Annotated in this window: 22 protein-coding genes; 15 read left to right on the top strand and 7 right to left on the bottom strand. The window is 43.5% G+C overall.

Annotation, left to right across the window (positions count from 1 at the left end; genetic code table 11):
• Position 1: 1 nt before the first annotated feature.
• The 5 genes from ACFSJY_RS06950 to trpA are packed head-to-tail and all read left to right on the top strand — an operon-like array spanning position 2 to position 5158.
• Positions 2-691 carry an aminodeoxychorismate/anthranilate synthase component II gene (locus tag ACFSJY_RS06950; RefSeq protein WP_386032590.1) on the top strand — a complete coding sequence of 230 codons (690 nt, stop codon included), beginning with the start codon at positions 2-4 and terminating at the stop codon, positions 689-691.
• Between the two features lie 5 nt (positions 692-696).
• Complete coding sequence (gene trpD / locus ACFSJY_RS06945; RefSeq protein WP_386032588.1) at positions 697-1731, top strand: anthranilate phosphoribosyltransferase; 1035 nt, start codon at positions 697-699, stop codon at positions 1729-1731.
• Position 1732: 1 nt separating this feature from the next.
• Positions 1733-3109 (top strand): bifunctional indole-3-glycerol-phosphate synthase TrpC/phosphoribosylanthranilate isomerase TrpF, encoded by a 1377-nt coding sequence (gene trpCF / locus ACFSJY_RS06940; RefSeq protein ID WP_386032586.1) that lies wholly within the window; start codon positions 1733-1735, stop codon positions 3107-3109.
• Position 3110: 1 nt separating this feature from the next.
• A complete protein-coding gene (gene trpB / locus ACFSJY_RS06935) occupies positions 3111-4340 on the top strand; it encodes a tryptophan synthase subunit beta (RefSeq protein WP_386032584.1) in 1230 nt (409 codons plus the stop codon).
• Positions 4337-5158, top strand: coding sequence for a tryptophan synthase subunit alpha (gene trpA, locus ACFSJY_RS06930; RefSeq protein ID WP_386032582.1), 822 nt, complete (start codon positions 4337-4339; stop codon positions 5156-5158). Before trpB ends, trpA begins: the two co-directional genes overlap by 4 nt.
• A 61-nt stretch (positions 5159-5219) precedes the next feature.
• On the opposite strand, the gene ACFSJY_RS06925 is transcribed toward trpA, so the two are convergent.
• The 5 genes from ACFSJY_RS06925 to ACFSJY_RS06905 form a co-directional block, all read right to left on the bottom strand.
• Positions 5220-5624, bottom strand: coding sequence for a DUF4124 domain-containing protein (locus tag ACFSJY_RS06925; RefSeq protein ID WP_386032580.1), 405 nt, complete (start codon positions 5622-5624; stop codon positions 5220-5222).
• A gap of 86 nt (positions 5625-5710) precedes the next feature.
• Complete coding sequence (locus ACFSJY_RS06920) at positions 5711-6442, bottom strand: DUF6445 family protein (RefSeq protein WP_386032577.1); 732 nt, start codon at positions 6440-6442, stop codon at positions 5711-5713.
• Positions 6420-7148 carry a SapC family protein gene (locus ACFSJY_RS06915; protein ID WP_386032575.1) on the bottom strand — a complete coding sequence of 243 codons (729 nt, stop codon included), beginning with the start codon at positions 7146-7148 and terminating at the stop codon, positions 6420-6422. Before ACFSJY_RS06915 ends, ACFSJY_RS06920 begins: the two co-directional genes overlap by 23 nt.
• Positions 7149-7191: 43 nt before the next feature.
• Positions 7192-8733 (bottom strand): tryptophan halogenase family protein, encoded by a 1542-nt coding sequence (locus ACFSJY_RS06910; RefSeq protein ID WP_386032573.1) that lies wholly within the window; start codon positions 8731-8733, stop codon positions 7192-7194.
• Positions 8734-8882: 149 nt separating this feature from the next.
• Complete coding sequence (locus tag ACFSJY_RS06905; protein WP_386032718.1) at positions 8883-12089, bottom strand: TonB-dependent receptor; 3207 nt, start codon at positions 12087-12089, stop codon at positions 8883-8885.
• Between the two features lie 467 nt (positions 12090-12556).
• On the opposite strand from ACFSJY_RS06905, the gene ACFSJY_RS06900 reads away from it, so the two are divergent.
• From ACFSJY_RS06900 to ACFSJY_RS06865, 8 genes are all read left to right on the top strand, one after another.
• Positions 12557-13126, top strand: coding sequence for an RNA polymerase sigma factor (locus tag ACFSJY_RS06900; RefSeq protein WP_386032571.1), 570 nt, complete (start codon positions 12557-12559; stop codon positions 13124-13126).
• Entirely contained in the window at positions 13123-14181 is a 1059-nt protein-coding gene (locus tag ACFSJY_RS06895; RefSeq protein WP_386032568.1) for a FecR family protein, read from the top strand. Before ACFSJY_RS06900 ends, ACFSJY_RS06895 begins: the two co-directional genes overlap by 4 nt.
• Positions 14182-15172: 991 nt before the next feature.
• Entirely contained in the window at positions 15173-15502 is a 330-nt protein-coding gene (locus ACFSJY_RS06890; protein ID WP_386032566.1) for a hypothetical protein, read from the top strand.
• A gap of 112 nt (positions 15503-15614) precedes the next feature.
• On the top strand, positions 15615-16049 hold the full coding sequence (locus ACFSJY_RS06885; protein ID WP_386032564.1) for a hypothetical protein: 435 nt from the start codon (positions 15615-15617) through the stop codon (positions 16047-16049).
• A 127-nt stretch (positions 16050-16176) separates the two neighbouring features.
• Positions 16177-16539 (top strand): hypothetical protein, encoded by a 363-nt coding sequence (locus ACFSJY_RS06880; protein ID WP_386032562.1) that lies wholly within the window; start codon positions 16177-16179, stop codon positions 16537-16539.
• Between the two features lie 131 nt (positions 16540-16670).
• Positions 16671-16934, top strand: a complete 264-nt coding sequence (locus tag ACFSJY_RS06875) for a hypothetical protein (protein WP_386032560.1) — start codon at positions 16671-16673, stop codon at positions 16932-16934.
• A gap of 132 nt (positions 16935-17066) precedes the next feature.
• A complete protein-coding gene (locus tag ACFSJY_RS06870; RefSeq protein WP_386032558.1) occupies positions 17067-17396 on the top strand; it encodes a hypothetical protein in 330 nt (109 codons plus the stop codon).
• A gap of 196 nt (positions 17397-17592) precedes the next feature.
• A complete protein-coding gene (locus tag ACFSJY_RS06865; protein WP_386032556.1) occupies positions 17593-18102 on the top strand; it encodes a SixA phosphatase family protein in 510 nt (169 codons plus the stop codon).
• 47 nt (positions 18103-18149) lie between these two features.
• On the opposite strand, the gene ACFSJY_RS06860 is transcribed toward ACFSJY_RS06865, so the two are convergent.
• On the bottom strand, positions 18150-20219 hold the full coding sequence (locus ACFSJY_RS06860) for a fatty acid desaturase (RefSeq protein ID WP_386032554.1): 2070 nt from the start codon (positions 20217-20219) through the stop codon (positions 18150-18152).
• Positions 20220-20346: 127 nt separating this feature from the next.
• Between ACFSJY_RS06860 and ACFSJY_RS06855 the strand changes: the two genes are divergently transcribed.
• Positions 20347-21387, top strand: coding sequence for an AraC family transcriptional regulator (locus ACFSJY_RS06855; protein ID WP_386032552.1), 1041 nt, complete (start codon positions 20347-20349; stop codon positions 21385-21387).
• A gap of 49 nt (positions 21388-21436) precedes the next feature.
• Here ACFSJY_RS06855 and ACFSJY_RS06850 read toward each other — a convergent pair whose 3' ends face one another.
• Entirely contained in the window at positions 21437-22024 is a 588-nt protein-coding gene (locus tag ACFSJY_RS06850) for a DJ-1/PfpI family protein (RefSeq protein ID WP_386032550.1), read from the bottom strand.
• A 118-nt stretch (positions 22025-22142) separates the two neighbouring features.
• Here ACFSJY_RS06850 and mfd point away from each other — a divergent pair, with 118 nt between their 5' ends.
• Entirely contained in the window at positions 22143-25619 is a 3477-nt protein-coding gene (mfd, locus tag ACFSJY_RS06845; RefSeq protein ID WP_386032547.1) for a transcription-repair coupling factor, read from the top strand.
• The last annotated feature ends 40 nt before the right edge of the window (positions 25620-25659 follow it).

Below are 25659 nucleotides of genomic sequence, written 5' to 3'. Positions count from 1 at the left end.
CATGGAAAGTTTAACGCAAAGTAATACACCCGAAACTAACGTGCCAAGACGACATATTGTCATGCTCGATAACTTAGATTCGTTTACTTACAACCTGGTGGATGAATTTTACCTTTTAGGTTTTGAACCCAAAGTCTATCGCAACACCTTGTCAGCAAGCTTTGTCATGTCAGAACTTGAAAAGCTTGCCGCACAGAAAAATTCGGAAGTACTGCTGGTACTTTCACCTGGTCCTGGTGCACCGCATCAAGCTGGCTGCCTAATGGAGCTTATTCGTTTGGCCGCAGGAAAATTCCCCATTCTGGGTATCTGTTTAGGGCACCAAGCACTCATCGAACATTATGGTGGAACTGTTGGACGCGCGCCAAACATTGTTCACGGTAAATCGTCGCCTGTGCTTCATAATGGAAAAGGCCCTTTTGACGGTATCAGTAATCCGTTACCTGTTGCACGATATCACTCGCTCGTCGCAACGGCTATGCCGGATAGCTTAACGGTGACAGCCAAAACTGACGATTTAGTCATGGCTATTGAGCACACGGAAGCGGCTGTTGTTGGCTTCCAGTTCCACCCTGAATCTGTATTGACAACCTACGGTAGTAACTTGCTCGCACAAGCTATCGAACACTTATTGCACTTAAGCCAGCAGGCAAAGTTTGCAAACACTCAACAAGTAGAAGCAAAAGGATAAGCACAATGTCAACCAATATACTTGCCGCCTTAATTGAGAGTGAATCGCTCACGCAACAGGCATCTCATGACTTCTTCGAACAAATGATCCACGGTAATGTAGCACCTGAACTATTAGCATCAGTGCTAACCGCGCTGAAATTAAAAGGTGAGACGCCACAAGAAATTGCTGGTGCAGCGTTAGCTGTGCGTGAAAACGCAACAACGTTTCCTCCGCTATCCTTTGACGTTGCCGACTGTGTAGGCACTGGCGGCGATGGCGCGAATACTATTAACATTTCAACCACAGCAGCTATTTTAGCAGCGGCGTGTGGTATAAAAATGGCAAAACACGGAAACCGCAGTGTGTCATCGATGTCAGGCTCAGCCGATTTGCTAGAAGCACTTGGCGTCAACTTGATGATGTCACCAGAAACCGCTGCGAACTGCCTCGACAAAGCCAATATTTGCTTCTTGTTCGCTCCCGCGTATCACCCTGGCTTTAAACATGCTGCGCCTGTCCGCAAAGCCATGGGCGTTCGTACCCTGTTTAATATTCTTGGGCCGCTCGTTAACCCTTCCGCCCCAAAAGCAATGCTGCTTGGTGTGTATACCCCAGAACTACTTTCTGTCATGGCTGACGCATTGATGCTAACGGGTGTAGAACGCGGCTGGGTTGTGCACGGCAGTGGCCTTGATGAAATCGCACTTCACGGTTCAACAGAAGTCATTGAGATTAACGGTAATGAACAAGTAAAGAAAACAATAACGCCGGCCGATTTTGGACTTGCAGAGTACTCTCTTGAAGATATCAAAGGCGGAACACCACAAGAAAATGCCGATGCTATTCAAACAATACTATCTGGCAATGGTAAGCCTGCTCACAATGCAGCTGTCATCATAAACGCTGCAGCCGTGCTGTATTTACATGACAAGGCTGACAGCTTAGCTGTTGCTGCAAAGATCGCGGAAGACGTATTGATGTCAGGCCGCGCCGCACAAACATTAGCGGAGCTTGTGGAATTGTCCAACGACGAAAGTCCAGCTCAAGGAGGCGCGTAACATGGCGAATGTTCTTGCTCAGATCGTTGAAGATAAAAAAGCGGTTGTAGAAGCACTCAAACAGTCGCTTCCGCTATCTAGTTTTATCGATACGCTTGAACCCACTGAAAAAAGCCTTTACGAAACGTTAAGTCAACCTAATGCAGGTTTTATCCTTGAGTGTAAGAAGGCATCTCCATCTAAGGGGCTGATTCGTCCAGACTTTGATGTAGAAGCTATTGCATCTGTTTACGACAAATATGCTGCTGGAATCTCGGTGCTCACGGATGAAAAGTACTTCCAAGGTACCTTCGAATACCTGCAAAAAGTTACGGCATCCGTGAAAGCGCCAGTCCTAAACAAAGACTTCTTTATCGACACATACCAAGTCTATCTTGCTCGCTACTATGGCGCAGATGCTATTTTGCTGATGCTTAGTGTGCTAGATGATACCGAATACCAAGCGCTAGCTGATGTCGCAAAGCAGTATAACCTAGCGATTCTGACAGAAGTTTCAAATCAAGAAGAACTCGACAGAGCACTTGCACTGGATGCTAAGTTAATAGGTATCAACAACCGAAACTTGCGTGATCTCTCTACGGATATTACCCGTACGTTTGACTTCGCTCCTCAAATTCCCGAAGACCGTATTATTATTTCAGAATCAGGTATTTATACGAACGAAGAAGTTAGGCTACTCGCGCCAGCGGTAGACGGCTTTTTAGTCGGCAGCTCTTTGATGGCGCAAGAAGATGTTGATAAAGCCTGTCGACAATTAATTTTTGGTCACCACAAAGTGTGCGGTTTAACTGACGCTTCAATGGCAACGGCCGTGGCCAATTCGGGAGGCGTATACGGTGGGTTAATATTCGCTGAAAAATCGCCCCGCTGTATCGACTTACAACAAGCCAAAGCAATCGTAGAAACAGAAACCTCTCTTGATTACGTCGGCGTCTTTGTCAATGAATCGATCGAACGTGTCGCAGATCTTGCCAAGCAGCTTTCTCTGACGGCAGTGCAATTGCACGGTGATGAAGATTCAGACTACATAAAACAGTTAAAAGCTCTCCTCCCCGCGTCTTGCGAAACTTGGAAAGCAGAGAGCGTCATTGACCATATCCCCACATTATCATCGCTTGCTGAAGGTCATGTACTAGATGGCAAATCGCCGGGCTCGGGTGAGCCATTTCCTTGGCAAGCGTTAGCCAACACCGAACAAGACTTATCAGCTTGTTTATTGGCCGGTGGCGTCGGAGAAAACAATATCAAAGACGCACTTAACGCTATTTCTGAATACACATTAAAAGGGCTAGACATTAACTCGGGAGCCGAGGATAGCCCAGGTAAAAAATCCCCAGCAAAGCTAAACGCGCTTTTTGCTGAAATAAGGAATTACTAACATGACAGAATCAACGACAAAGTCGCCATCTGAAGCACTTTCACCTTACTTCGGTGATTTCGGTGGCATGTACGTTAGCGAATTATTGGTACCCGCATTAGAACAACTGGAACAAGCTTTTATCGACTCACAAAGTGATGAAGCTTTTTTAACAGAGTTTAATAGCCTGTTAAAAGAATACGCAGGTCGCCCAACACCGCTTACGCTAACACGTAATTTAACGAAAAACCCACTCGCAAAAATCTATCTGAAGCGTGAAGATTTACTGCATGGTGGTGCGCACAAAACCAACCAAGTATTAGGTCAAGCATTGCTGGCTAAGCGCATGGGCAAAACGGAAATAATAGCAGAAACCGGTGCTGGCCAACACGGCGTAGCGTCGGCTATCGCCTGCTCGCTACTTGGCTTAAAGTGTCGTGTATACATGGGCGCGAAAGACTGCGAACGCCAGCAGCCCAACGTGTTCCGTATGCGTTTAATGGGTGCAGAAGTTATTCCTGTAACGGCAGGAAGCGGCACCTTGAAAGATGCTGTAAACGAAGCCCTTAGAGACTGGTCAGCAAATTATGACGATGCACATTATTTGTTAGGTACTGCTGCCGGTCCTCACCCATTCCCAACCATTGTCCGTGAGTTTCAGAAAATGATTGGTGAAGAAGCCAAGGCGCAACTATTGGAGCAAGAAGGCAAGTTACCAGATTACGTCATTGCTTGTGTTGGCGGTGGCTCAAACGCCATTGGTATGTTTAACGACTTTATTAAAGAAGACGGTGTAAAACTAATTGGTGTTGAAGCAGGCGGTGACGGTGTAAATACCGAACGACACGGCGCTACATTAACAGCGGGCACAAAAGGTATGTTGCATGGCAACTACACATACATCATGCAAGATACTCACGGTCAAATTGAAGAGTCTTATTCTGTTTCAGCCGGTCTTGATTATCCAGGCGTTGGCCCTCAGCATGCTTTCTTGAAAGATACAGGCCGCGCAGAATACGTTGCGATTAATGATGACGAGGCATTGGAAGCATTCCAAGCGTTGGCAAAGAGCGAAGGTATTATCCCAGCGTTAGAATCATCACATGCACTAGCACAGGCTATCAAAATGGCTGAAAGCGTCACGGAAGAAACGGTATTTTTAGTGAACTTATCTGGTCGAGGCGATAAAGACTTAGCACACGTTCACAGCATTTTATCGCCAGAAACAGCACAAGGAGGTATGGCATCATGAGTTCAGTAGGAAACAGATACGACCAAATGTTTGCGCGTCTTAAAGACAAGCAAGAAGGTGCTTTCGTCCCTTTCGTTACTATTGGTGATCCAGGAAAAGAACAGTCGATTGCGGTCATCAAGGCATTAATTGATGCTGGTGCTGACGCATTGGAGCTTGGCATTCCATTCTCAGACCCGAGTGCCGATGGTGTCACCATTCAAATGGCGGGCATTCGCGCTTTGGCTGCGGGCATAACAACCGATATTTGTATCGACATCTTGAAAGAGATCCGTGAATACGCTCCGCAAGTGCCTATTGGTCTATTGCTATACGGTAACCTAGTATTTGCCCGTGGTATAAGTGACTTTTATCAAGACATGAGCGACGCAGGTGTCGATTCGATATTAATTGCTGACGTCCCTATTCGTGAAAGTGCACCATTTAGAAAAGCGGCTATTGATAATGGTATTGCGCCAATTTTCATTGCCCCACCAAATGCTGACCCTGAAACATTGAAAGAAGTAGCAGCATTTAGCCATGGATACACCTATGTATTGAGTCGTGCGGGGGTTACAGGTACAGAGACTAAGGCAGCAATGCCTGCAGATGATCTGATCAATACTTTATCCAAATTTAACGCTCCACCACCTGTTCTTGGTTTCGGTATTTCTGCTCCAGAACAAGTAGCGGATGCTATTAAGTCAGGTGCGAGTGGTGCAATTAGTGGTAGTGCTACCGTGAAGATCATCGAACAAAACTTGAATGATCATGACAAAATGTTAGCTGAGTTAAAACGCTTTGTTAGTGCTATGAAGGCAGCAACCAAAGCAAACTAACCCCATAAGTTCACGCATAAAAAAAGAGGGCAAGCGCCCTCTTTTTTTATGAAAATATATCTTAGCAATTACTTTGCGCAAGTAACTTGTCAGCTAAATCCAAGAAAATACGCGCTTGCCTTGCTTTTTCGGGGTTACCGGAATTTAAATCGCGAGAGCGTTGGTTCATTTCCACTCTTAAGTCTCGGCATGCCTCAGCACTATTTGGCGCTTCGCGAAAAGCCATTTCGCCTTCTTCCGCTGCAGTTAACTCAGAATCTTCTACTTGGGGTTGCACTGGCATCTCTGCCGTATCTGCTTTTGACGTAATACCCGGCTTTACCGAAAACAGCTTTGCTTCTGGGTTTTGAGGAAGATCCGAAAAATGCACATTACCGTTTTCATCAACCCAGCGATAAACCTCTGCTTGTTGGAAGGATAATGCAGTTGTTGGCAATAAACATAAGAACACTAACCACTTAGCCAAAATTCACTCCTTGTATGTTGACGATGCATTTTAGTATAACGCTGACAGAATATAATGCCAAGTAGCGAAGATCCTTACATATTTATCTATTTTAGCGACGCATTCTCTGACGTAACCGCTTTAAATAAAAGGTTAAAGGTTAAACGACAGGCTAGAGGATCGTTTTGCCAAGCAACTAATTTACTGATCACCCCCGAGTGAAAACAATTGCTGGGATACATAATTGCACGATTTTGCTGAAAAGGAACCTCTGAAGTCACTTCAAACAAGGCGTTGTCTTGATGATTATATTGCGGTGACAGGTGCAGTTTAGCTGTCATCGCTTGTTGTTTGATGACGGGTGCATAGTACGGAAGTCGCTTTGAAGTCATTGACTCGAACTCAGTACCCAAATGACGATAAAAGCGCGTACCGCCAAAGCTGTTATCAACGCAGTAGTATACAAATGCGAACGTTTTACCACCTATTGAATCAAAATGCGGTAGCATTTGAATAGGCTTAAGCTTTTCAGGCAGCGTAGTTGTCACAGCCAGCTCGGCATGTTCGGCTTTCAAATCGTCATCAAGCTCCAACTTGTGCTTTAGGATAGGGGTTAATTTGCCCAATACGTCTCCAAATATTGTCCTATCTACCGTCAGCTTGCGTCCCGGATAATAGTCCGTCGCACTTAAAAAGTGCTCTTGGTATTTTTTTGCATAACTTAATAGCGGCTGTGGTGATAAAAAAAGATCATCCATGATCAATATCGGTATCCGTTCCTTGCCTACTTTTTCAAGGGAGAATCTTGCCTGCGGATTAAGCTGCAGTTGACAGGTCACGCTTGTTCCTTAACTCAATTAGTCGGTATATTTGCCCTTGCGAGATTAATATTGCGTAAATGGCTTCTAGCAATTGCTCTTGCTGAAGCGTTTTCAATTGCGCTTCTGTAAGCGCTGATAGTGCTTGCCTATCAACCGTATAAAGACCATTCAATTGCGTACTTTTGCCAGACTCAAATTTAATATCGACGCGCATTGGCTGAATCAATTGATACTCTAACAATCGACTTATTAATTGCTGGCTATGTTGCTCACCCGCGAGTAACGCACCCAGCACTTGCTTCTTTCTTGCAAAAAATTCGGTGTCTGCTCCAGCATCGCTGAAGATTCTCTGTCCGCCACCATTTGCAGAGACTAGTTCGCTATTGCTGTCGAAGCATATCGTATACTCATCGGTACTATTTTTATCGTCCTGACCAATGAAAAAAGGCTGACGTTGCGCTTGCAATGGCACAACAATGGTTTGCCATCCTTGTTCGTTACACAACAAATTCTCGTGACTATCAAACCCAGTTAACGCAACAGGGCAAAACTGACCGGTATCACCATGTTTTGTTAACACAATGGGCATTTCAGTCGCCAATTGACTGAATTCAACTGGCACGACAGGAATTAGCTGGCTGCCAGCTAGCACAGAGTTCGCTCGTATCTCATCAACGGTAAACCCAGCGTGAGCGCTATTGGATACCGCTACTAAATTTGGCATGTTCTTCTCCTCAAGATTGGCTTGATTAGACATAATGTGAGTGTTATATCGCTGACAAACCGAATTTGTTTATCTTCTCAATAAGTTCTCGGTGACTAGGCATGGAAGCAACCGCCTTTTCAATCATTTGGCTGTTAGCTGCAATTTGCTGCTGTGCAAAAGCTTGATTAATGCCCTGTTGTTTTAAAAATGCTTGGTCTGCACTAAAACCCATGCCGTAGAGCACGTACTGATAACTCGCTGCAGGAAAAACCTCGTTATTACTGGTGAAATCAGAGTCGTTTGGCGCTCTATATTTCCATAGCGTTAGCAGCTCCTGTAGGCTTTCAGGAATCGTCGAAGGATCACAGTTATCTCGCCAGAACGCATTATCTGTGCGCTCTGATAGGCAATAGTGCAACTTTAAGAAGTCGATAATACGCTGCCAACGATAGTGGAAGGTATCGTTAAAGCGTTTTTCACAGATAGGCAACATATCCGGCGCGTGCGGAAATTGTTCCGCCAACATTTGTGCAGACAGTTCTACAAGCACTAGTGCAGAAGCTTCAAGTGGCTCTAAAAACCCAGCTGAAAGGCCTATTGCAACACAGTTTTTGTGCCAAAACTTTTCTCTGTAGCCACTTTTGATAGGGATGCTGCGAATATTTAACTCGTCCGCATTCGTCGCTCCTACATAACCCGCTAACGTTGATAACGCTTCTTCTTGCCCTTGGTGTTGGCTGCTATACACATAGCCGACTCCTCGACGATGACGCAGACCAATATCCCAAACCCAGCCAGCAGCTTGGGCGGTTGAAATCGTATGCGTAGCTATCGGCGCTTGTTCTTGCTCATACGGTAATTGCACAGCAAGCGCTTGATCGATAAAAAGTATATCGCTGCAGTCATTGAAACCGATACCGTAGTGTTCACCTAGGAGTTTTGACGCAAATCCAGTGCAATCAACAAACATATCCGCCGCTTGCCTGCCTGCTTGTTCAGTCAATACAGCAGCAATATTGCCGTTGGTGTGGTTTTCTATCTCAATGACATCGGCGTATATGTGCTCTACACCGAGTTTTTGCGTGCAGTGTTTTTGCAGCAGCTGTGCAAACTTTCCAGCATCTAAGTGATAAGCATAATTTGCCAGCCCATTGAATTCAGGCGTGCGAATAGATTTAGGTGCTAGACCCTGTTCACATAGTTGTTCCTGAAAGCATACAGCATTAGAAAACGACACATCGCCGCGCATATGAAGCTGCCAGTAGCTAGACAGATCGCCCTTAGTGAAGCCTTGAGGCAACATTAATGGGTGATAATAAAAATCGTCAGGGCTATTTTTTTGCCACTGACAAAACTTCGCGCCTTGTTTGAAGGTCGCGTCACATTCTCGAATAAATTCAGTTTCAGAGATACCCAGCGCGATAAGGGTTGAGCGCATCGTAGGCCATGTGCCCTCTCCCACACCAACGGTAGGAATAGACGGTGACTCAATCAGTGTAACTTTGATATGTTTCGGAAGCGTTGCCGCCAATCGACCTGCGGTTAACCAACCCGCGGTTCCACCACCAACGATAATTACTCTTTGCTGTGCTTGCTCTGTCATCAGATTTCTTATTTTCGCTTGTTTAGGTATATCTTCATTTTTATTTTTAGTGTTACCCAGTTGCAGCCCAATAAAAGGCTTTCATTGGGCTGCAATGGGCAAACAAAGCTGAGTCCTGCGCCACTCAGCTTTGATTTTTAGGCGCTTTGCTAGAAAGAGCCTCGTACGCCAAACGCGAATCGGCGACCACTGTCTTCCACTAACAATAAGTGGTTGTCGTAGCGACCACGCTTATGCACATACTCTTCGGTTAAGTTGATGCCTTCGAAGAATACCGTGACATTTTCCATCACATCGTAACTGGCACTAAAGTCCAGCTGCTCATACTCCTCAACAATTGTTGGGCCGTTGCCTTGAACTTGCGTTAACGACTGAACAAAGTCATCACGCCAGTTCCAAGCTAAACGTGCCTGAAGAGGACCCGATTCATAAAACGCTACAAGGTTTAACGAATCACTTAAGCCCGTTAAAGCAAACGTCTGGTTGATATCGCTTGGGTCAAGTTCAGCATCACTGTCAACAAAGGTACCGTTAGCCATAAAGCCAAAGCCGTTATCAAAGCTGTGAAGTAATGCCAATTCAAAACCATCGACGGTTGCCGACTCACCATTGCTTGGTAAGGTATTTGTAAACACAGCTACATCATCGTTCGCGTCAGGCTCACCAGAGTCATCCCCTGTCGATGGATCAGTCAGTAAACTGCCATCTTCAAGCTCAAATACCTTGTTTTCTTGACTGTTAACGATGAAGTTAGATACATGCTTACGGAAATAGCCGACTGATGCATAGCTTGCCTCGCCGTAATACCATTCAAGTGACAAGTCTAAGTTGTCTGATGTGAAGGGCTCTAAATCCGGGTTACCTGAGGTAGACGTTAAGTCGCCACCTTGACGTGTTGTCGTAATAACCGTAACTGGCGACATACTCTCTAATGTTGGACGTGTTAGGGTGCGGGATGCTGCAACACGCGCTATCAAGTCATCATTGATCTCAAGCTTCACACTCATGTTCGGCAAGATTTCATCGTAGTCTGTCTTCTCGTTAATTGACGTAGGGGCACCAAACGTTGCTAGCATTTCCGTTTCATCTAAGATGCTTAGACCAGTAACGGGTGCGTCAGTGCCGTCTACCTCGGTATCTGTTGACTCATAGCGAATACCCGTTGAGGCAGAAATCATCATGCCAGCCAACTCACCTTCAAAATCTAACTCAAGATAGAAAGAGGTCACTTCCTCTTCTACTTCAAACGACTTATTGCGTTTTACCGCATCAAAGCTAATCGGATCTCCGGTTACACTCTGATAATACTGCTCTAAAAAGGCAAAATGTGCTTCGCCATCGTGTGCGAGCCAGCTTGTTGGCATACGTCCACTGCCACTAACGTCATCTAAGAAGTCACCACCAGCATTGAATACATATTGCGAGTCACCAGGTATTACTGGTAAATCTGGGTAGCCACAGTACAAACAGTGAATGCCCTCACCTTCATTATCCCAACGATCAAGCGACTTAGTTTCGGTAGAGTACGCCATACCAAATTTAACAGCGACCAAACCTGAGTCACCATCTTCATTCCACACACCGTCAAACTTAAATTGCGACACTTCATCTTCTACCGCCCAACCGCGGCGAAGCATAACGTGTGCGCGACTATTAGCAGTATCAAGGTGATCACTGACACCGGCAGGATTAATTGTTGGATCGTACGCTGGGAAACCATCAAGCGGCGAGCTAATAATTGCACCATCAAGCTCTTGCTGACCGCTGTAAATATTCCCATTTGGCCCTGCAAACATAGTAGCTAAAGGCAAAATAGCGTCATCAACTTGGAACCTAACTCGGTTGGAATAACCAATTAACGACAACTGGTTGCCACGACCATTATTCGCTTCGCGCTCGGCTTTGGAGTGACTCAAGTCGAACTTCATATTTAGGTTGTCGTTGTAGTCGTAATCGAAGTTCAAACCAAACGCACTGGTATCAGTTAAGCGGTCGAACTTCTTCGCATGCATATCTGTCGCTAAGCCAACTTCTTGGTACAAATCTACAACAGTACCGTTAGCATCAACCACCGGACTGCGGCGAACACCATTTTCATCGAACAAGCTGCCGTCATCGTCAACACCTTGTACATTTGGCGCAGTAAACCAGTGGCCATAAGATGTCGCGTTAGATTCAACATCAAAGTCAGAATACAGCGCATCAGCAGTTATGATTAAATCGTCACGCGGCGCGTATTGCAGCACTAAGTTTGCATTGGTACGTGTACGTTCTTCAAACGTCACTTTGTGGTCATAGTTACGTGGTGAAAAAACATTACCCGTGTATGCTTGGCCAGACTCTGTAACAGGATTTGGAATACCAACATTTTCCAACCAGCCGTCCATTTGCGCTTGGTCAAGACGCGTTTCACGTTCAGAGTGGGAGACTGATAACAAGACACCAAAGGTGTCATCGTTAAAGGTGTTACTGATCAAGCCGGAAACAACAGGTGTGGTTTCTTCACTGTTTTCGTCATAAATGCCCTTAACACTACCCGCTAATTTAAAGCCGTTAATTTGAAAAGGCTTAGCGGTTTGTACGTTAATGGTTGAACCAATACCACCCGACTGCATGGTCGCGGTAGAACTTTTGTAGACATCAAGACTCGACACAAGCTCAGACGCAATCGTGTCAAAACTAAACGCTCGGCTTTGGTTTTCTGACGCAATTTGGCGCCCATTGACCAGCACCGTGTTAAATTGCGGGCCAAAACCACGCACGGTGATTAACTGCCCTTCACCACCGCTGCGGTCAATCGACACACCTGTAATGCGCTGCAGTGATTCCGCTAAGTTAGTATCAGGGAACTTACCGATCTCTTCTGCAGATATTGCATCGACAACGCCGCTGGCGTCGCGTTTAACATCCATAGATCGGACTAAACTGCCTCTGATCCCTCGTATTTCAATGATTTCTGTTTCGCTCGACGTTTGTTTGGCTTCTTCTGCGCTTGCAGGTGTTGCAAGAGCGCCCCCAAGAATTGCCATAACGGCGGTCGACACTTTATTTTTCTTATGATTCGCCATGTCGCTATTACTCTCTCCATCAGGGTCTACCGAAATAGACAGTTGGCCTTGTTCACTGACCCTGATTTGCAAGCCGGTATCGGCGAGTAATGTCGACAACCCTTTCATCAAGTCGTGCTCGCCGACTAACGCATTGGTCTGTTTGTCGGCCACTTTATCGAGTGGAAAAAGCAACGTGATGTCCGCCTGCTCTGCAAATTGAATCAGTGACAGATCGGCCCGTTGACGTGGGATGTTAAAGTTAACGCTGGATGAAAGATTAGTACTTGCGGCAATAGCATCTGTCATTAAACAGGCTGCCACGGCAAGGCTTATCAGCCGTCGTTGGAACTTTACCGTTTCCACGGGTATGGATCTGCCCCATACATTTCCTACAGACGACTGAAAAATTTTTTTCCGCCATGTTTTTTTTTCAACGGGTTGGATTTCCCGTGTGAAAAATTCCTGTTTATCCAAACGCAAACGCCTTACTTATTTATCGGTTTTATTATCAAGTAAGCAATTGTAACTTCTATGATATTTTGAACTTTCGCCCGTATGTAGAAATAAATTATCAACGATACGCCAGCTAGTTTTATCAGCATAAAATATCAATATTAGTTGCTACTGATGCTATGGTTGTAAAAAAACATTAATACAAAAATTTGGCTACTTACAAGCAAGAAAAAATATTTTAGAAATATATGGCGGATTTTTATTTGTGGTTCGTCTAGACAGGTACGAGTAGAAAAAGATTCACAAAAGTGAGCGATTAAATGGCAGAAAAAAGCCTGATCAACAAAGTGTTTATAGCATCGAGGAATAGCATTAGTCGGCTTGTATCGCGCATTGTGCCGCCTGATGAAATTGAAGATATTGTGCAAGAAACCTATGTACGTATTTGCCAAGTCGAACATGGTGACAAAATTACTTCGCCAAAGTCGTTCATGTTAAAAACCGCGCACAACCTTGCTATTGATTACCATCGTAAAGCAAGCGTTCGTTTAGTCGATGATGTTGGTGACATGCACCAGCTAGAATACTTATTAAGCGACAAAGATGAAGATCAAGCTTACAAACAAGCGGTTACCAACAGTGAATTTGGTGAGTTTTGCGAAGCCGTTCGGCAGTTGCCTGTGCAATGCAGAAAAGTCTTCGTGTTAAAGAAAGTGTATGGCTATTCTCAAAAGGAAATAGCCAAAGAATTAGGATTAAGTGAGAGCACGGTTGAAAAACACGTTGCTTCTGGCATCAAACGTTGTATGCAAATCATGAATAAAGTTCCAGTCAAAAAAGCATCAAAAACTTCAGCAAGTACAATAGCAAGTGCGGGAGGCAAGCGATGAGCAATGTTCACGTGATGAGTCACAATCAAAAAATTGCTGACAAACGTTTAGAGCAAGCGAGCCTCTGGATTGCGAAAGTCGATAGAGAGCTATCGAACAAAGAAAAAGACGCGCTACAAGCATGGTTAGCAGAGTCAGAAGAAAACCTAGCTTGTTTTGTTGAGCTGGCAAAGCTTTGGGACAAAATGGACGATTTGAGCCGTCTAGCCGATATCTTTCCCAAGCCACAATGGCAAGCTAAGAAAAGAAAGTGGCCTGTTGCTATGGCCGCCTCTTTCGCTGCCGTATGTGCGTTGGTGATGACCTTTTTACTTTATCAACCAGCTTCAGAAGATATGGTGATTGCCTCACAAAAAAGTTATCAAACAAAAGTGGGGGAAAGCCAAACAATACAGCTCAGCGATGCAAGCACGCTGGTATTAAATACTGACAGCTTTGTGCAAGTCAGCTACACCAAAAATGCCAGAGTGTTAAACCTGGTTCGTGGTGAAATACATATTGACGTAGCGCATGATAAAGAGCGCCCATTGAGTGTCATGGCACAGGGAAAAGTTATTCAGGCGGTTGGCACCGCTTTTAATGTTGAAGTTAAAGACGAACTCGTTGAGCTTATTGTTACCGAAGGTAAAGTGCGCATTGCCGAAAATGAAACGCAAGATATTGCGGTTGCCTTGAAGCAACTTTCTGAGCGACTACCTGTTGAGAGTGTAGCGGTTAAACAAGGAGAGAAAATTGACCTTGTAACAGACACAGAGACCGCGAGCGCGGCAGAACAAGTTGAAAAGATGGATGAAGTTGCGATTGCAGCGAATCTCTCTTGGCAACGCGGTAACTTGATTTTTCGAGGTGAAGCATTGGACGACGTGTTAACAGAAATAAGCCGTTACACCGATATCGAATTTGAGCTTGCAAACGATATTGCGCTATCAGATATCAAAGTAGCCGGTATGTTTAAAACAGGTGATGTTAGCGGGCTCTTAAATGTGCTGAACACAAGCTTTGATATACAGCACGAAAAACTGGCTAACGGTAAAGTAAGGCTAACACGTATTTAACAATACACTGGCTCTTATAACCCTCGAAATAACACAATAGCGCTGGAACCTACGGTAAAGTTACCGCCATAACTTCAACCGAGCATACAGCGCTACGATCCAACAAAAACTGGTTTATTCAAAGATATTCCGTCCAATGTTTCAGAGAAAATATTTAACGAATAGTGCCTATATTGAGCAAAGTACAAACATAAGAAAAACTTTCTCGACATTACTGAGAATTCTCAGTAAATCCCCTCGGCATCAACATTTCACCCTTTAACTTGCTGAAATTATTAAGTAAAAGTCAGTTGTTATAATCGGATATTACTATGAAGTCTTAGTAATTCCCCGTTGAAGTAAATTAAACTCACAAATTATATTGATAACAAATTGAATTATTTAAGGTTTCTGATATTTTATTTGGTCAATCGTGGGCGGATATTACTGAGACGTCTACATAATATACTGTTATGTGTCTTTGGAAATGGAGTGTTCTTTTGACTAATGAATTAAAAAGTACATTTTGGAGAAACCTTAAAACCACTCTGAAGTTTATGGGTTTTGTCTTTTTAGGATTAAGCACAATGATTTTTCTAGATGCTTACCAAGAAGAAAATTACGATGATTTATACTTCCCGATTTACTTTCTAGCATTCTTACCCGTCATATTAATTGGTGTATTAGCGTACACAAACTTAAAGAATTCGAGCATTAATAAATACCTCTGTAGTATTCTTTTTGGCACAGTAATCACTGCGAGCACATTTATACTGTATATAATTGCTAGCTACCTAGATTCAACACAATTAGATTTTAGGTTTATTAAAGTTATGTCTTTGATAGCGTTTGTAACTATGTCATTAATTTATCTGCAACTACCGTGGAAAAACGACACATAACAAGCCAATTAAGTGCGGGACTGCTAAAGCTTGGCTAAGTTCCGCTTCGCTACACAGTTTAGCCAAGCATTTATCAGCCCCTTATTGGGGCGTTAGCTTTCAAGGATAGTATGCTGTCAAATTTAACTCTCGATGAAGTAAATCAAGAAATAGCAGAAGCTGACGTTGCAATCAGCGACTCAGAATTTGAGACATTAAAAAAATGGACCAAATGTAAAATTAAACCTGTTAAATGGAGACAGGAACAATACGACTTTGAACATGAGTTTTGGGTTGTAGCTGTTCTAAACGGTAGTTGCCTATACTTCAACTTCGTAGAAGAAGGCTGGGGTTGGGGTAAATTCAAAGAGAATGGTTCAATTATTAAATATCACTGGGAACAAGAAGAGTTAGGTGAAGCTTTTATTTGGCGCCATAAAGACCAAGTAATTGAAAGCTAACAAGCCAATTAAGCGCGGGACTGCTAAAGCTTGGCTCGGTTCCCCTTCGCTACACAAGTTTAGCCAAGCATTTATCAGCCCCTTATTGGGGCGTTATACACCCTGAGGCGTAATGAGTAGAGTCAAATCAAAGGTTTTATTCGATGTTGTTGTGGCAACTACTTTCATTCTCCTCACCACGATCTATTTGGTATCTCATCGAACGGATAAATATGTTGTAGATATTGACTTAACCGATAGTGAACTTTCATGCAAACTCAATTCAAGACGTGAGAACTACACAGGGTATTATCACCTCAATGGAGAAAGATATTTCTCCTCTAATAACTTCAGCTCATGTGATGAGTTCAAAGTATTGATGAGTGGTAAAAAGATAATAGGGAAGTACTTAAAATCCAACAATTTGTTAGTTGAACTTCGCGTTGGAAAGAGCTTATATTCTGAAAACTCTATAGGTATGCAAATTCTACAAGGAATATTTTTTGGTTTTGTTTTTTTTGTCATTTTACGTAAGCCAATACACTGGCTTAGGTCAAAGGTTGTATAACAAGCCAATTAAGCGCGGTACTGCGAAAGCTTGGCTCAGTTCCGCTTCGCTACACAAGTTTAGCCAAGCATTTATCAGCCCCTTATTGGGGCGTTAGGTTTTTAAATAGGTTTTCTTAGTAAAGTATATGAATGAATTATTGAATAAGAAAAAGCTGTCATGGCAAAAATTTGGTCGTCCATTGCAAGTGTTATTGCTTTTTGCTACTGGAATTTGGATTTGGTTACGTAATTTTGAACACATAGAAAATCCTGATCGTATTCCACTTGCGTGTTGGGTAATTATTAGCTCAATTATGCTTTCAATTCACTTTTACAAATTCATTAAACCATGGGAAGCATTTTTGGGCACTGGGGCGGGCTTTGTCATTGCCTTAGCTTTCAACTATGTCGACTCAATGAACATTATATTTGTTTTCTTAACTCCAATAATATTCGAGTGGGTAATTCAGCAGATTATAAATCGTCGACTAAAGGTTAGGCATGAGTAATGTCTAACCTCTGGTTGAAACCAAAACCTAACAAGTTACTCAAAAGGACGCAAAACGCTTGGCTTGTGCTCCTTCGTCGCTAATTTTAGCCAAGCATTTATGCGCCCATTAGTAAGGCGTTATATGTTTGAATGAAGTTAAGCATGGATGAATCGGCTTGGAATAACTTTGCAAAACTATGTGAGGCAAGGTTTGTCGAATGCACATTTAAAGAAGAGTTATTGCCACTGTGTAATAATGACCCAAAGTTAGCTGCGGTAGTCTACTACCAGACTCAGAAAAACGCTCTTAAATGGATGAACAAAAGAGTTCCTGTATTGGGTAATCAGACTCCACTTAAAAGTGTGTTAACTCAACCTACTAAGTTAAAGTCAGTGTTAATATCGATGCCCTAAAGGTTTATCGGTATATACAAATAACAAGCTTTGCAAGCAGGACTGCTAACGTTTGGCTAGGTTTAGCTTGCTTCCCATTTTAGCCAAATATTAATCAGCCCTTTACTGGGGCATTCCATCAAGGAAGGATGAATGTTAAAAAAGAAATGCCCTTGGTGCGGTGAGAAGGCCGCGCTCAGTCAACTCGGTCGCCGCCCAATAAAGCAGAAGCCAAACTGGTATCAATTTTCACGAAGTGTGCAAGTTTGCCCTTACTGTGCAGGCGCAGTAAAACTGAGTGGCAAAGCAATGTGGTTTCTTATCCTTTTATTACCCTCTTTTCTCTCGCTTATTGGTTTGTTGATAACCGGCTATGATTTTTTGGAAGAGAACAAGGCCGATACATTGGGGTGGGTAATGTGTGTATTTGGCTTCACTGGTGTATACATATTTGGGACATTAGAAAAAGCTGAAAATGTATAAGACTGAAATTCAGCCGCTCGTTGCCTCGATCCTTATCCGTTCATGTAGCACCACCGAACTCTGGTAGCATAAACGCTGTCGTCCATGTTATTGAGACTTATTATTCCAATGTACCCGTTCAAGTTTATGCTTACGCAATCGGGTTAATAAAATACGTGCTTTAATTAAGTGAGATTAATGAATTTTTCAAACATCTATGCCTGATACCAGAACTATCCACTTCATCCGCCATGCGAAATCGAGTTGGGACTTTCCCACATTGGCCGATATTGATCGGCCACTTAATAAACGTGGGTTGAAGACCGCACCAGCGATGGCAGAACACATCATAAACTATTGTCCTTTGACACATGTTTATTGCAGCCCCGCCGCTCGAGCGCAGGCGACTATTGAGCTGATAGCCAAGGCACTGCCACAAAAGTGTATTGAGTGGAAAACTGACGAAACGCTTTATACCTTTAGTAGCGCAACACTTATTAGCTGGTGCCAGCAAATTGATACTGCATTAAATGAAGTCATTATTGTTGGGCATAATCCCGCAATAACAGATGCAGTTAATTTGCTGTCAGGCGCTAACATCGATAATGTACCTACATGTGGTTACGTAAAAATGAGCACATCAAAAGAAATCGATTGGCATTCAATAGCCAAAGGTGATTTTGAAATTGATTGCTTCTTAACACCTAAAAAGGTTTTGCAGCGCTGAAGATTCTTTTACAAGACTCTTTCTTGAGAAAGCTTGTACGTGCTGATCTAAACCCCTACCTCTCGAATTGAAATAGCGCCAGTGGGCTTATATTGACAAGCCAATGTATACCCCGCCTCTTTATCTTCTTTGCTTAGTGCAGGGATATTGTCTTTAAGGGAATTTAAACGCCCCTCACCTCCCTTCACGATTTTGCATTTGCAGGTGCCACAATGACCATTTTCGCAGGCATAAGGGAGTTTTATCCCTTCTGATTTTGCTACTTCCAATATGGTTTGATTACCAGCAACATGAATCTGATGCTCTTCGCCATCGCTTGTTTGAATGCCCACAGGGTAGCGTTCACCAATAGGTGAACTCACTTGTGTGGTAAAGCGCTCACTAAAAATGTACTGGTCATCAATGTGGCTTTTCTTCAAGTACTCAGCAACAAATTGATTTAAAGATTCTGGTCCGCACAGGTAATAGCCTGTATGTGGGGTATTTTTTGTTATATCTATACCGTCGATTACTGCATTACTGGTTGAATGACCAAGCGTTGGTTGTTCACCACTTAGCGATTCATCTCTTGACAGTTCATCTTCCAAAAATGCACCAGTGCGCAGTTCTTCACTGTAGAGGTATGTGATAGCAAGCTGCTCTGCGTGTTTGTCTGCTAATGCGTTTAGCGTTTGCTTGAACATAACACTATCTGAACGCTTACAAACATAGATCAGTGATATTCGCTCTACCTTTCTGTGTGTTTCTAGTAAAACAGTTTTCAATATCGATAGTATGGGCGTAATACCACTGCCACCTGCGATAAGACAAAGGTTGTCGATGTCGACACCGTTTTCAGCTGGATAGGTAAAGTCACCAAATGGCCCCGATACAATAAGCTCATCCCCTACTTTAAGTTCCTCGTTAATAAATGTTGAAAACACGCCATCACCGACTTTTTTAACACCTATGGTTAACTCACTCGAATGCTCTAAAGGGCTATTGCACAAAGAATAACATCGGATTCTTTGCTCCCCTGACAACCACTTGCTCAACATAATGTATTGCCCCGCAAGAAAGTTAAGTTTCGTGCCCTCTGGCAGCTTAAAGGTAATAGCAACAGACTCTTCATTTAGACGTTCAATCTTGGTGACTGACAACAACATTTCTATTGCATTGCCGTTATCGACCAAACCGTATGCATGTGGTGAAGTCATCACCTTTGGGTTCAAGCCACTCGTTAATGCTTGAACTGTTGTGAGGTGATCAACGGGCGCGTAATGCGCATCAAGATCAGGCTTGGTATTTTCGTAAACTTCTTTGTATTTGTACCAAGGTACACGCGGATACATGTGGTGTGCTAAATGATAGTTTTGGCCAAGTAATAACACATTCAATAAACGCCCGGGGTACACGCGAGTGTTTTGGTAACGATTGACTGACTTGTGCGGATAATGTGGGATGTAATCAAAAAACATCGCCAACGCGAATACTGCAATTAAGTTGGGAATAAAAAGCAGATACAGTAACTCGTCAAAATAGCCTAGAGAGCTTAACCACACAATTGATAACAGGATTGCCGCGAAGTAAATAAAGGATGTTATGTAAGTTTCTCTGATACTCCGAATATGGCGCAGCTTAGTAAACATGAGCAGATGATATTGAATAGGAATAAATAAGCAATTAAGCGCCACCAGATACCACTTGTCGCCAAAACTGAAGTGATCTGGGTCTCTGTCAGGATCATTGGTGAACGCGTGATGTCTATCATGCAAACGTTTAAACGCTGGATACGGTACCAGTAGCAATGGAAAAGCAGCAATCCACCCCATCAAGGTTTCTAGCGGTTTAAAGCGAGAGCCAAGCTGAATAATGCTGCCATGGCCGGCATCATGAACAACAGTAAAGCCAACATAAGCAAGATACGCACAAATAGGTGTCGCTACCATGTATGACACAGCATCTGACAATGCAGCCCAGATAATAATGGCGTAACCGGCAAGGTAACCGATAAACAGTGCAATAGTTCCCCATGCCACAGGCGGCGCTGATTGTTGCCAGATAGTCTGATAATCAACTTCTTCAACAGTCAATTCAGACGATTGTACAGTTTGCGAAAATCCGTTGGATGCAGACACGGGCAAGTCCTATCAACTTAATCTATTCGTTATCACCACTATAAATAGGTTGGTTCAAAGTTAAGGTTTCATTTTTTGACATTTAAATTATCATTAAGTGACATAGCAACTAAAACACGATGGCACGTTGACTGTTCAACATATTCACAAAGCATATGTATTGATGGCGTTAAGTTTGGATTTAGCGCCAGTAGAGAAGATATTGGAAAACTCACGTTTTTCATTGTTAGATGGCTCTTGGCAGGCGGCACTGATGCAAGAAGCCATATCGGTTACCGATGCTATTGTGTTTGTCGAAAACATTGAAAAGTATGCTGAAAAGCCTGAATACGCAGCCATTTACGGGGCTCATTTAGGCGCAGCTAGTCACGGCCCAGTGGGCTACGCAACATTGAGTGCGCCAACTATCGGTGAAGCACTTAGCACGTTTTTAACATGGTTCCATATTCGATGCGATGTCTACAAAGCGCGTGTAAGCGTTATTGAAAACTACGTTGAAATTGCAATAAAAGACACCTCAAACAGTCAGATATTTAAAACATTCTTTTTTGAGGCCCTGTCCCGTGCATTGGAGGTAATTGTCACGTTTTTAACAGGTCATGTACCGGAAAACAGGTCACTGATCTATTTTGAGTCGAACGCTGTTGATAAACAGCTTTTACTAGAACAGCAATTTGACGCAAAACTGGTATTTAGTGCTAGTCAAAATAAAATACTCATTCCGCTGTCGGTGTGGCATTCTCCTTCACCACTTCATGATCCTGTGTCATACGACTTCAATATAAGCCAGTGCGAGAAGCTTCAACAAACCCAGAATGCAAGTCACGCTATAGATGTGAAGGTTAAACAGCTCATACATCAACATATCAATGATGTTATCAATCAAAGTAAAGAGCCATCACCTATTTCTCAGGTACTTGTAAGTGAGCAGCTTAACATGCACGAGCGCACACTAATCAGGCATCTCAAACGACGTAACACCTCATTCAAAGGACTATTAGAAGAAGAAAGAAAGCGAGTGGCAAGCAACCTTCTTAAGCAAGCACAATATACCGTTTATGACATTGCCAACCTGTTAGGATATAGAGAAAGCGCGAACTTTTGTCGTGCATTCAAACACTGGTATCAGTGCACGCCAACCGAATTCAGGCGCAAGCAGCAGCCATAACACTTTTACTCTTTCACCAATTGCCAGAATTACATCCTTGCTATGTTCTTTATGTTCTTTCCACCGGATGTATATCAAACTCCATTTGCCGAGCCGTTTTTATCGCGAGTTCATGGGATGCCAAGCGCTCAACTAAACGCAAACTCATATCAATGCCCGCCGAAATACCGGCCGATGTAGTGAATTTGCCACTTTCTACCCAGCGTCTATTTTCGATCACGGTAAGCGAGGGAAACTGTTGACGTAAATCAGGAATATCTTCCCAATGCGTGGTAACGCTTTCTGACGTTAACACTTTTGCCGCTGCTAGTATAAAGGCCCCGGTGCATACAGAAGCAACAACGGGCACCTTTTCATCTTGCAAAGACAACCAGTCGAGCACAGGTTGGTTATGCATTTCCTCAGTGTGAACACCACCAACAACAATCAAAACATCCAGCGCTGGATGGTTATCAATACTGTGGCTCGACATCACTTGATAGCCGGCTCGCGCATACACTAATCCACCTGCTTCGCTAATGAGAAGCGGTTCAAAATGGTATTCGTCAGTAAGCATATTGGCTTTTGCAAAAACTTCGAAAGGCCCTGAAAAATCCAAAACTTCAGCTTGTTCGTAAATATAAATCCCTATTTTCATAGATGCGCCCTAATTGCTTAATTTCCGTTGAGTGAACAGGTTGAGAATGCACTACTGCATGATACACTAGCGCACCTATTTTCTTGTATCCAGAGACTAACGGAAGTTTTAGATATTCATGAGTAACTTTGCCAATCTGCTCGCACCACCACTCGCCCAAGGAACAGCTGAACAAGTTGACAAAAAAGAATGGGTAAACTTACCTGGCTCAAGTAGCGCAGTAGCCATTTACCAAGGTGCAGTGCAAGCTGAAAAACCCTTGATGGTAATTACTCACGATACGCCAACAGCATTACGTCTAGAACAAGAAATCCTGAGCTTATCAAAGCAGCATAATATTCCGGTATACCTCTTTCCTGATTGGGAAACGTTACCTTACGATAACTTTTCTCCGCATCAAGATATCATTTCTCAACGATTGGCGACGCTTTATGCTCTGTCTCGCCTAGAGAAAGGTTTAATCATTGTACCGGTAACCACGCTAGCCCAACGACTGGCGCCGAAGAGTTACCTTGATGCCAACAGTTTATTGATAAAGAAAGGCCAACGAAAAGACTTACACGCCCTTCGACAAGAGTTAGAAGCCAGCGGTTATCGTAATGTCGACCAAGTGATGGAGCACGGTGAATTCTCTGCACGTGGCGCTATTCTCGACCTGTTTCCAATGGGCAGCAACCAGCCATTTCGCCTTGATTTCTTTGATGATGAAATTGATGAAATTCGCCTTTTTGATCCTGACACTCAGCGTTCGAGCGACAAAATTGATGAGATAAATCTTCTGCCAGCGCATGAGTTCCCTACAGACCAAGACGGTATCAACCTGTTTAGAAGCCAATATCGTGAAACCTTCCAGTCAACGATTGACAAAGAGTCGGTTTATCACCAAGTCAGTAACGGTATTATGCCCAGCGGTGTTGAATATTATCTGCCGCTATTCTTCGAGCAAACGAACACCTTATTCGACTATCTTCCGAAAAATACCTTACCAGTGGTTACTGGCGATATTGAAGACGCACTAAACCACTATTGGGTTGATATCGAGTATCGCTATGAAGACAGACGTTACGACCCAACAAGACCACTTCTCTCGCCAGATAAACTGTTTTTGTCGGTAGAGCAGTTATTTACTGCCCTAAAAGCGTTTGACCGTTTATCTATCGTGCCCACCAAAATGGGCCGCAAGAAAGCAAATCAGTTTGTCTTTGATACACAGGCAATAAGCGACATTGCTGTAGACCATCAGCAAAAACAACCATTCGCTGCATTAGAGAATTTTCTCACACAAAAACGCACTCGCTTCTTGTTTATTGCAGAATCACAAGGCCGACGTGAAAGTGTGCTGGAGCTACTAAAACAACAGGACATCAAGCCTTCTGAATTTGCCGACATAGATGCTTTTATTAGCTCAGATGACAGTATTGGTATTACTGTGAATGCGCTGACTCATGGGTTTATATTTGCAGAAAACGACAAAGAGTACATTGCCGTAATTACTGAAACTGAGCTTTTAGGTAATACGGTTAAGCAGTCTCGCCGCCGCTCCAAGCAGCAAGACGTTCAAGCAGATGCAATATTTAAGAATTTAGCAGAGCTAGCTCCTGGCCAGCCAGTTGTCCATATTGATCACGGTATTGGACGCTACTTAGGGCTGCAAACTATTGATACCGGCGGTATCAGCACTGAGTTTCTGACCCTAAGCTATGCTAACGACGCGAAATTATACGTACCTGTTGCCTCACTTCATTTGATCAGCCGTTATTCGGGTAATGCTCCAGACCAGGCACCGCTGCATAAACTCGGCAATGACACGTGGTCAAAGGCCAAGAAAAAAGCGGCGGAGAAAGTGAAAGATGTTGCCGCTGAGTTACTTGATGTCTACGCGAAGCGCGCAAGTAAACAAGGCTATCAATTCAAGCGCGATAAAGACGATTACCAAGCGTTCGCCGCGAGCTTTGGCTTCGAGGAAACCATAGATCAAGAGCAAGCGATTCATGCTGTTGTCAGTGACATGCTAGATAAACAGCCAATGGACAGATTGGTGTGTGGTGATGTGGGCTTTGGTAAAACTGAAGTTGCTATGCGCGCAGCCTTTGTTGCCGTGAACGACGGAAAACAAGTGGCTGTTCTGGTGCCAACCACGTTATTAGCACAGCAGCATTACGAAAATTTCCGCGATAGGTTTGCCAACTGGCCAGTAAGTATTGAAGTGCTTTCTCGTTTTAAAACAGCAAAAGAACAAAACGCCGTTATTGAGAAAGTAGAGAGTGGCCAAATCGATATTTTAATTGGTACACACAAGCTGCTTCAAAATTCCATTAAGTACAAAGATCTTGGTCTACTGATTGTTGATGAAGAGCATCGTTTTGGTGTTAAGCAAAAAGAAAAAATTAAACAGTTGCGAAGCGATATCGATATTCTGACGCTAACTGCCACGCCGATTCCACGAACGTTAAATATGGCGATGGGCGGTATGCGAGACCTGTCTATCATCGCTACGCCACCGGCGAAACGCTTAGCCGTAAAAACCTTTGTTCGCGAGCGCGACGATGCGCTTATTCGCGAATCTATTCTGCGTGAAATTTTACGTGGTGGTCAGGTGTACTTTTTACACAATAATGTCGACACCATAGAGAAAACTGCACGCGACATTGAAGCCCTAGTACCAGAAGCTAAAGTGGTCACTGCGCATGGTCAAATGCGCGAACGAGAATTAGAACGCATCATGAGTGATTTTTATCACCAGCGCTTCAATGTACTCGTATGTACCACCATTATTGAAACCGGTATCGATATACCGACCGCCAACACTATCATTATGGATAGAGCAGATAACTTAGGTTTGGCGCAACTTCACCAATTACGCGGCCGTGTTGGTCGTTCTCATCACCAAGCTTATGCGTACTTGCTAACACCACATGAAAAGCGCATGACTAAAGATGCGAAGAAGCGTCTCGAAGCTATCGCATCACTCGAAGACTTGGGCGCAGGCTTTACGCTTGCAACACATGATTTAGAGATTCGTGGTGCAGGTGAACTACTCGGAGAAGATCAAAGCGGTCAAATGAGCCAAGTGGGCTTTAGTTTATACATGGAAATGCTTGACCAGGCCGTTGCAGCATTAAAAGAAGGCAAAGAGCCAACATTGGATAACTTAACGGCGAAACAAACCGAAGTTGATTTACGCATTCCTGCGCTACTGCCAGACGATTATATCTTTGATGTTAGTCTGCGCTTAAGCTTGTATAAGCGCATTGCAAGTTGTACCGATAAAGAGGCACTAGATGAAATTCAAGTCGAGTTAATCGATAGGTTTGGCCTATTGCCCCAACCTGCTAAAAACCTTGTCCATGTCGCCAAGTTGAAACTTAAAGCTCAGCAATACGGCATTGCTAAGATTGACGCAGGTCCGGCGGGCGGTGCTATCGAATTTAAAGATAACACGAACATTGACCCGATGAAGATCATTGGTTTAATGCAAAGCAAACCGAAGATGTACAAGATGGAAGGCGCAAATAAGCTCAAATTCACCAAAGCAAGTGATGATGCGCAAACACGATTTACATTGATACAAACAATTTTGGCGGAGCTTACATAGTATTAGCAGATTCTGTTAACATAGCTTTGCCTAATGAGTA

Source organism: Thalassotalea euphylliae, from assembly GCF_042682785.1.
GTDB classification, from domain to species: Bacteria; Pseudomonadota; Gammaproteobacteria; order Enterobacterales; family Alteromonadaceae; genus Thalassotalea_F; species Thalassotalea_F euphylliae.
This window is presented reverse-complemented; position numbering and strand designations above follow the sequence as displayed.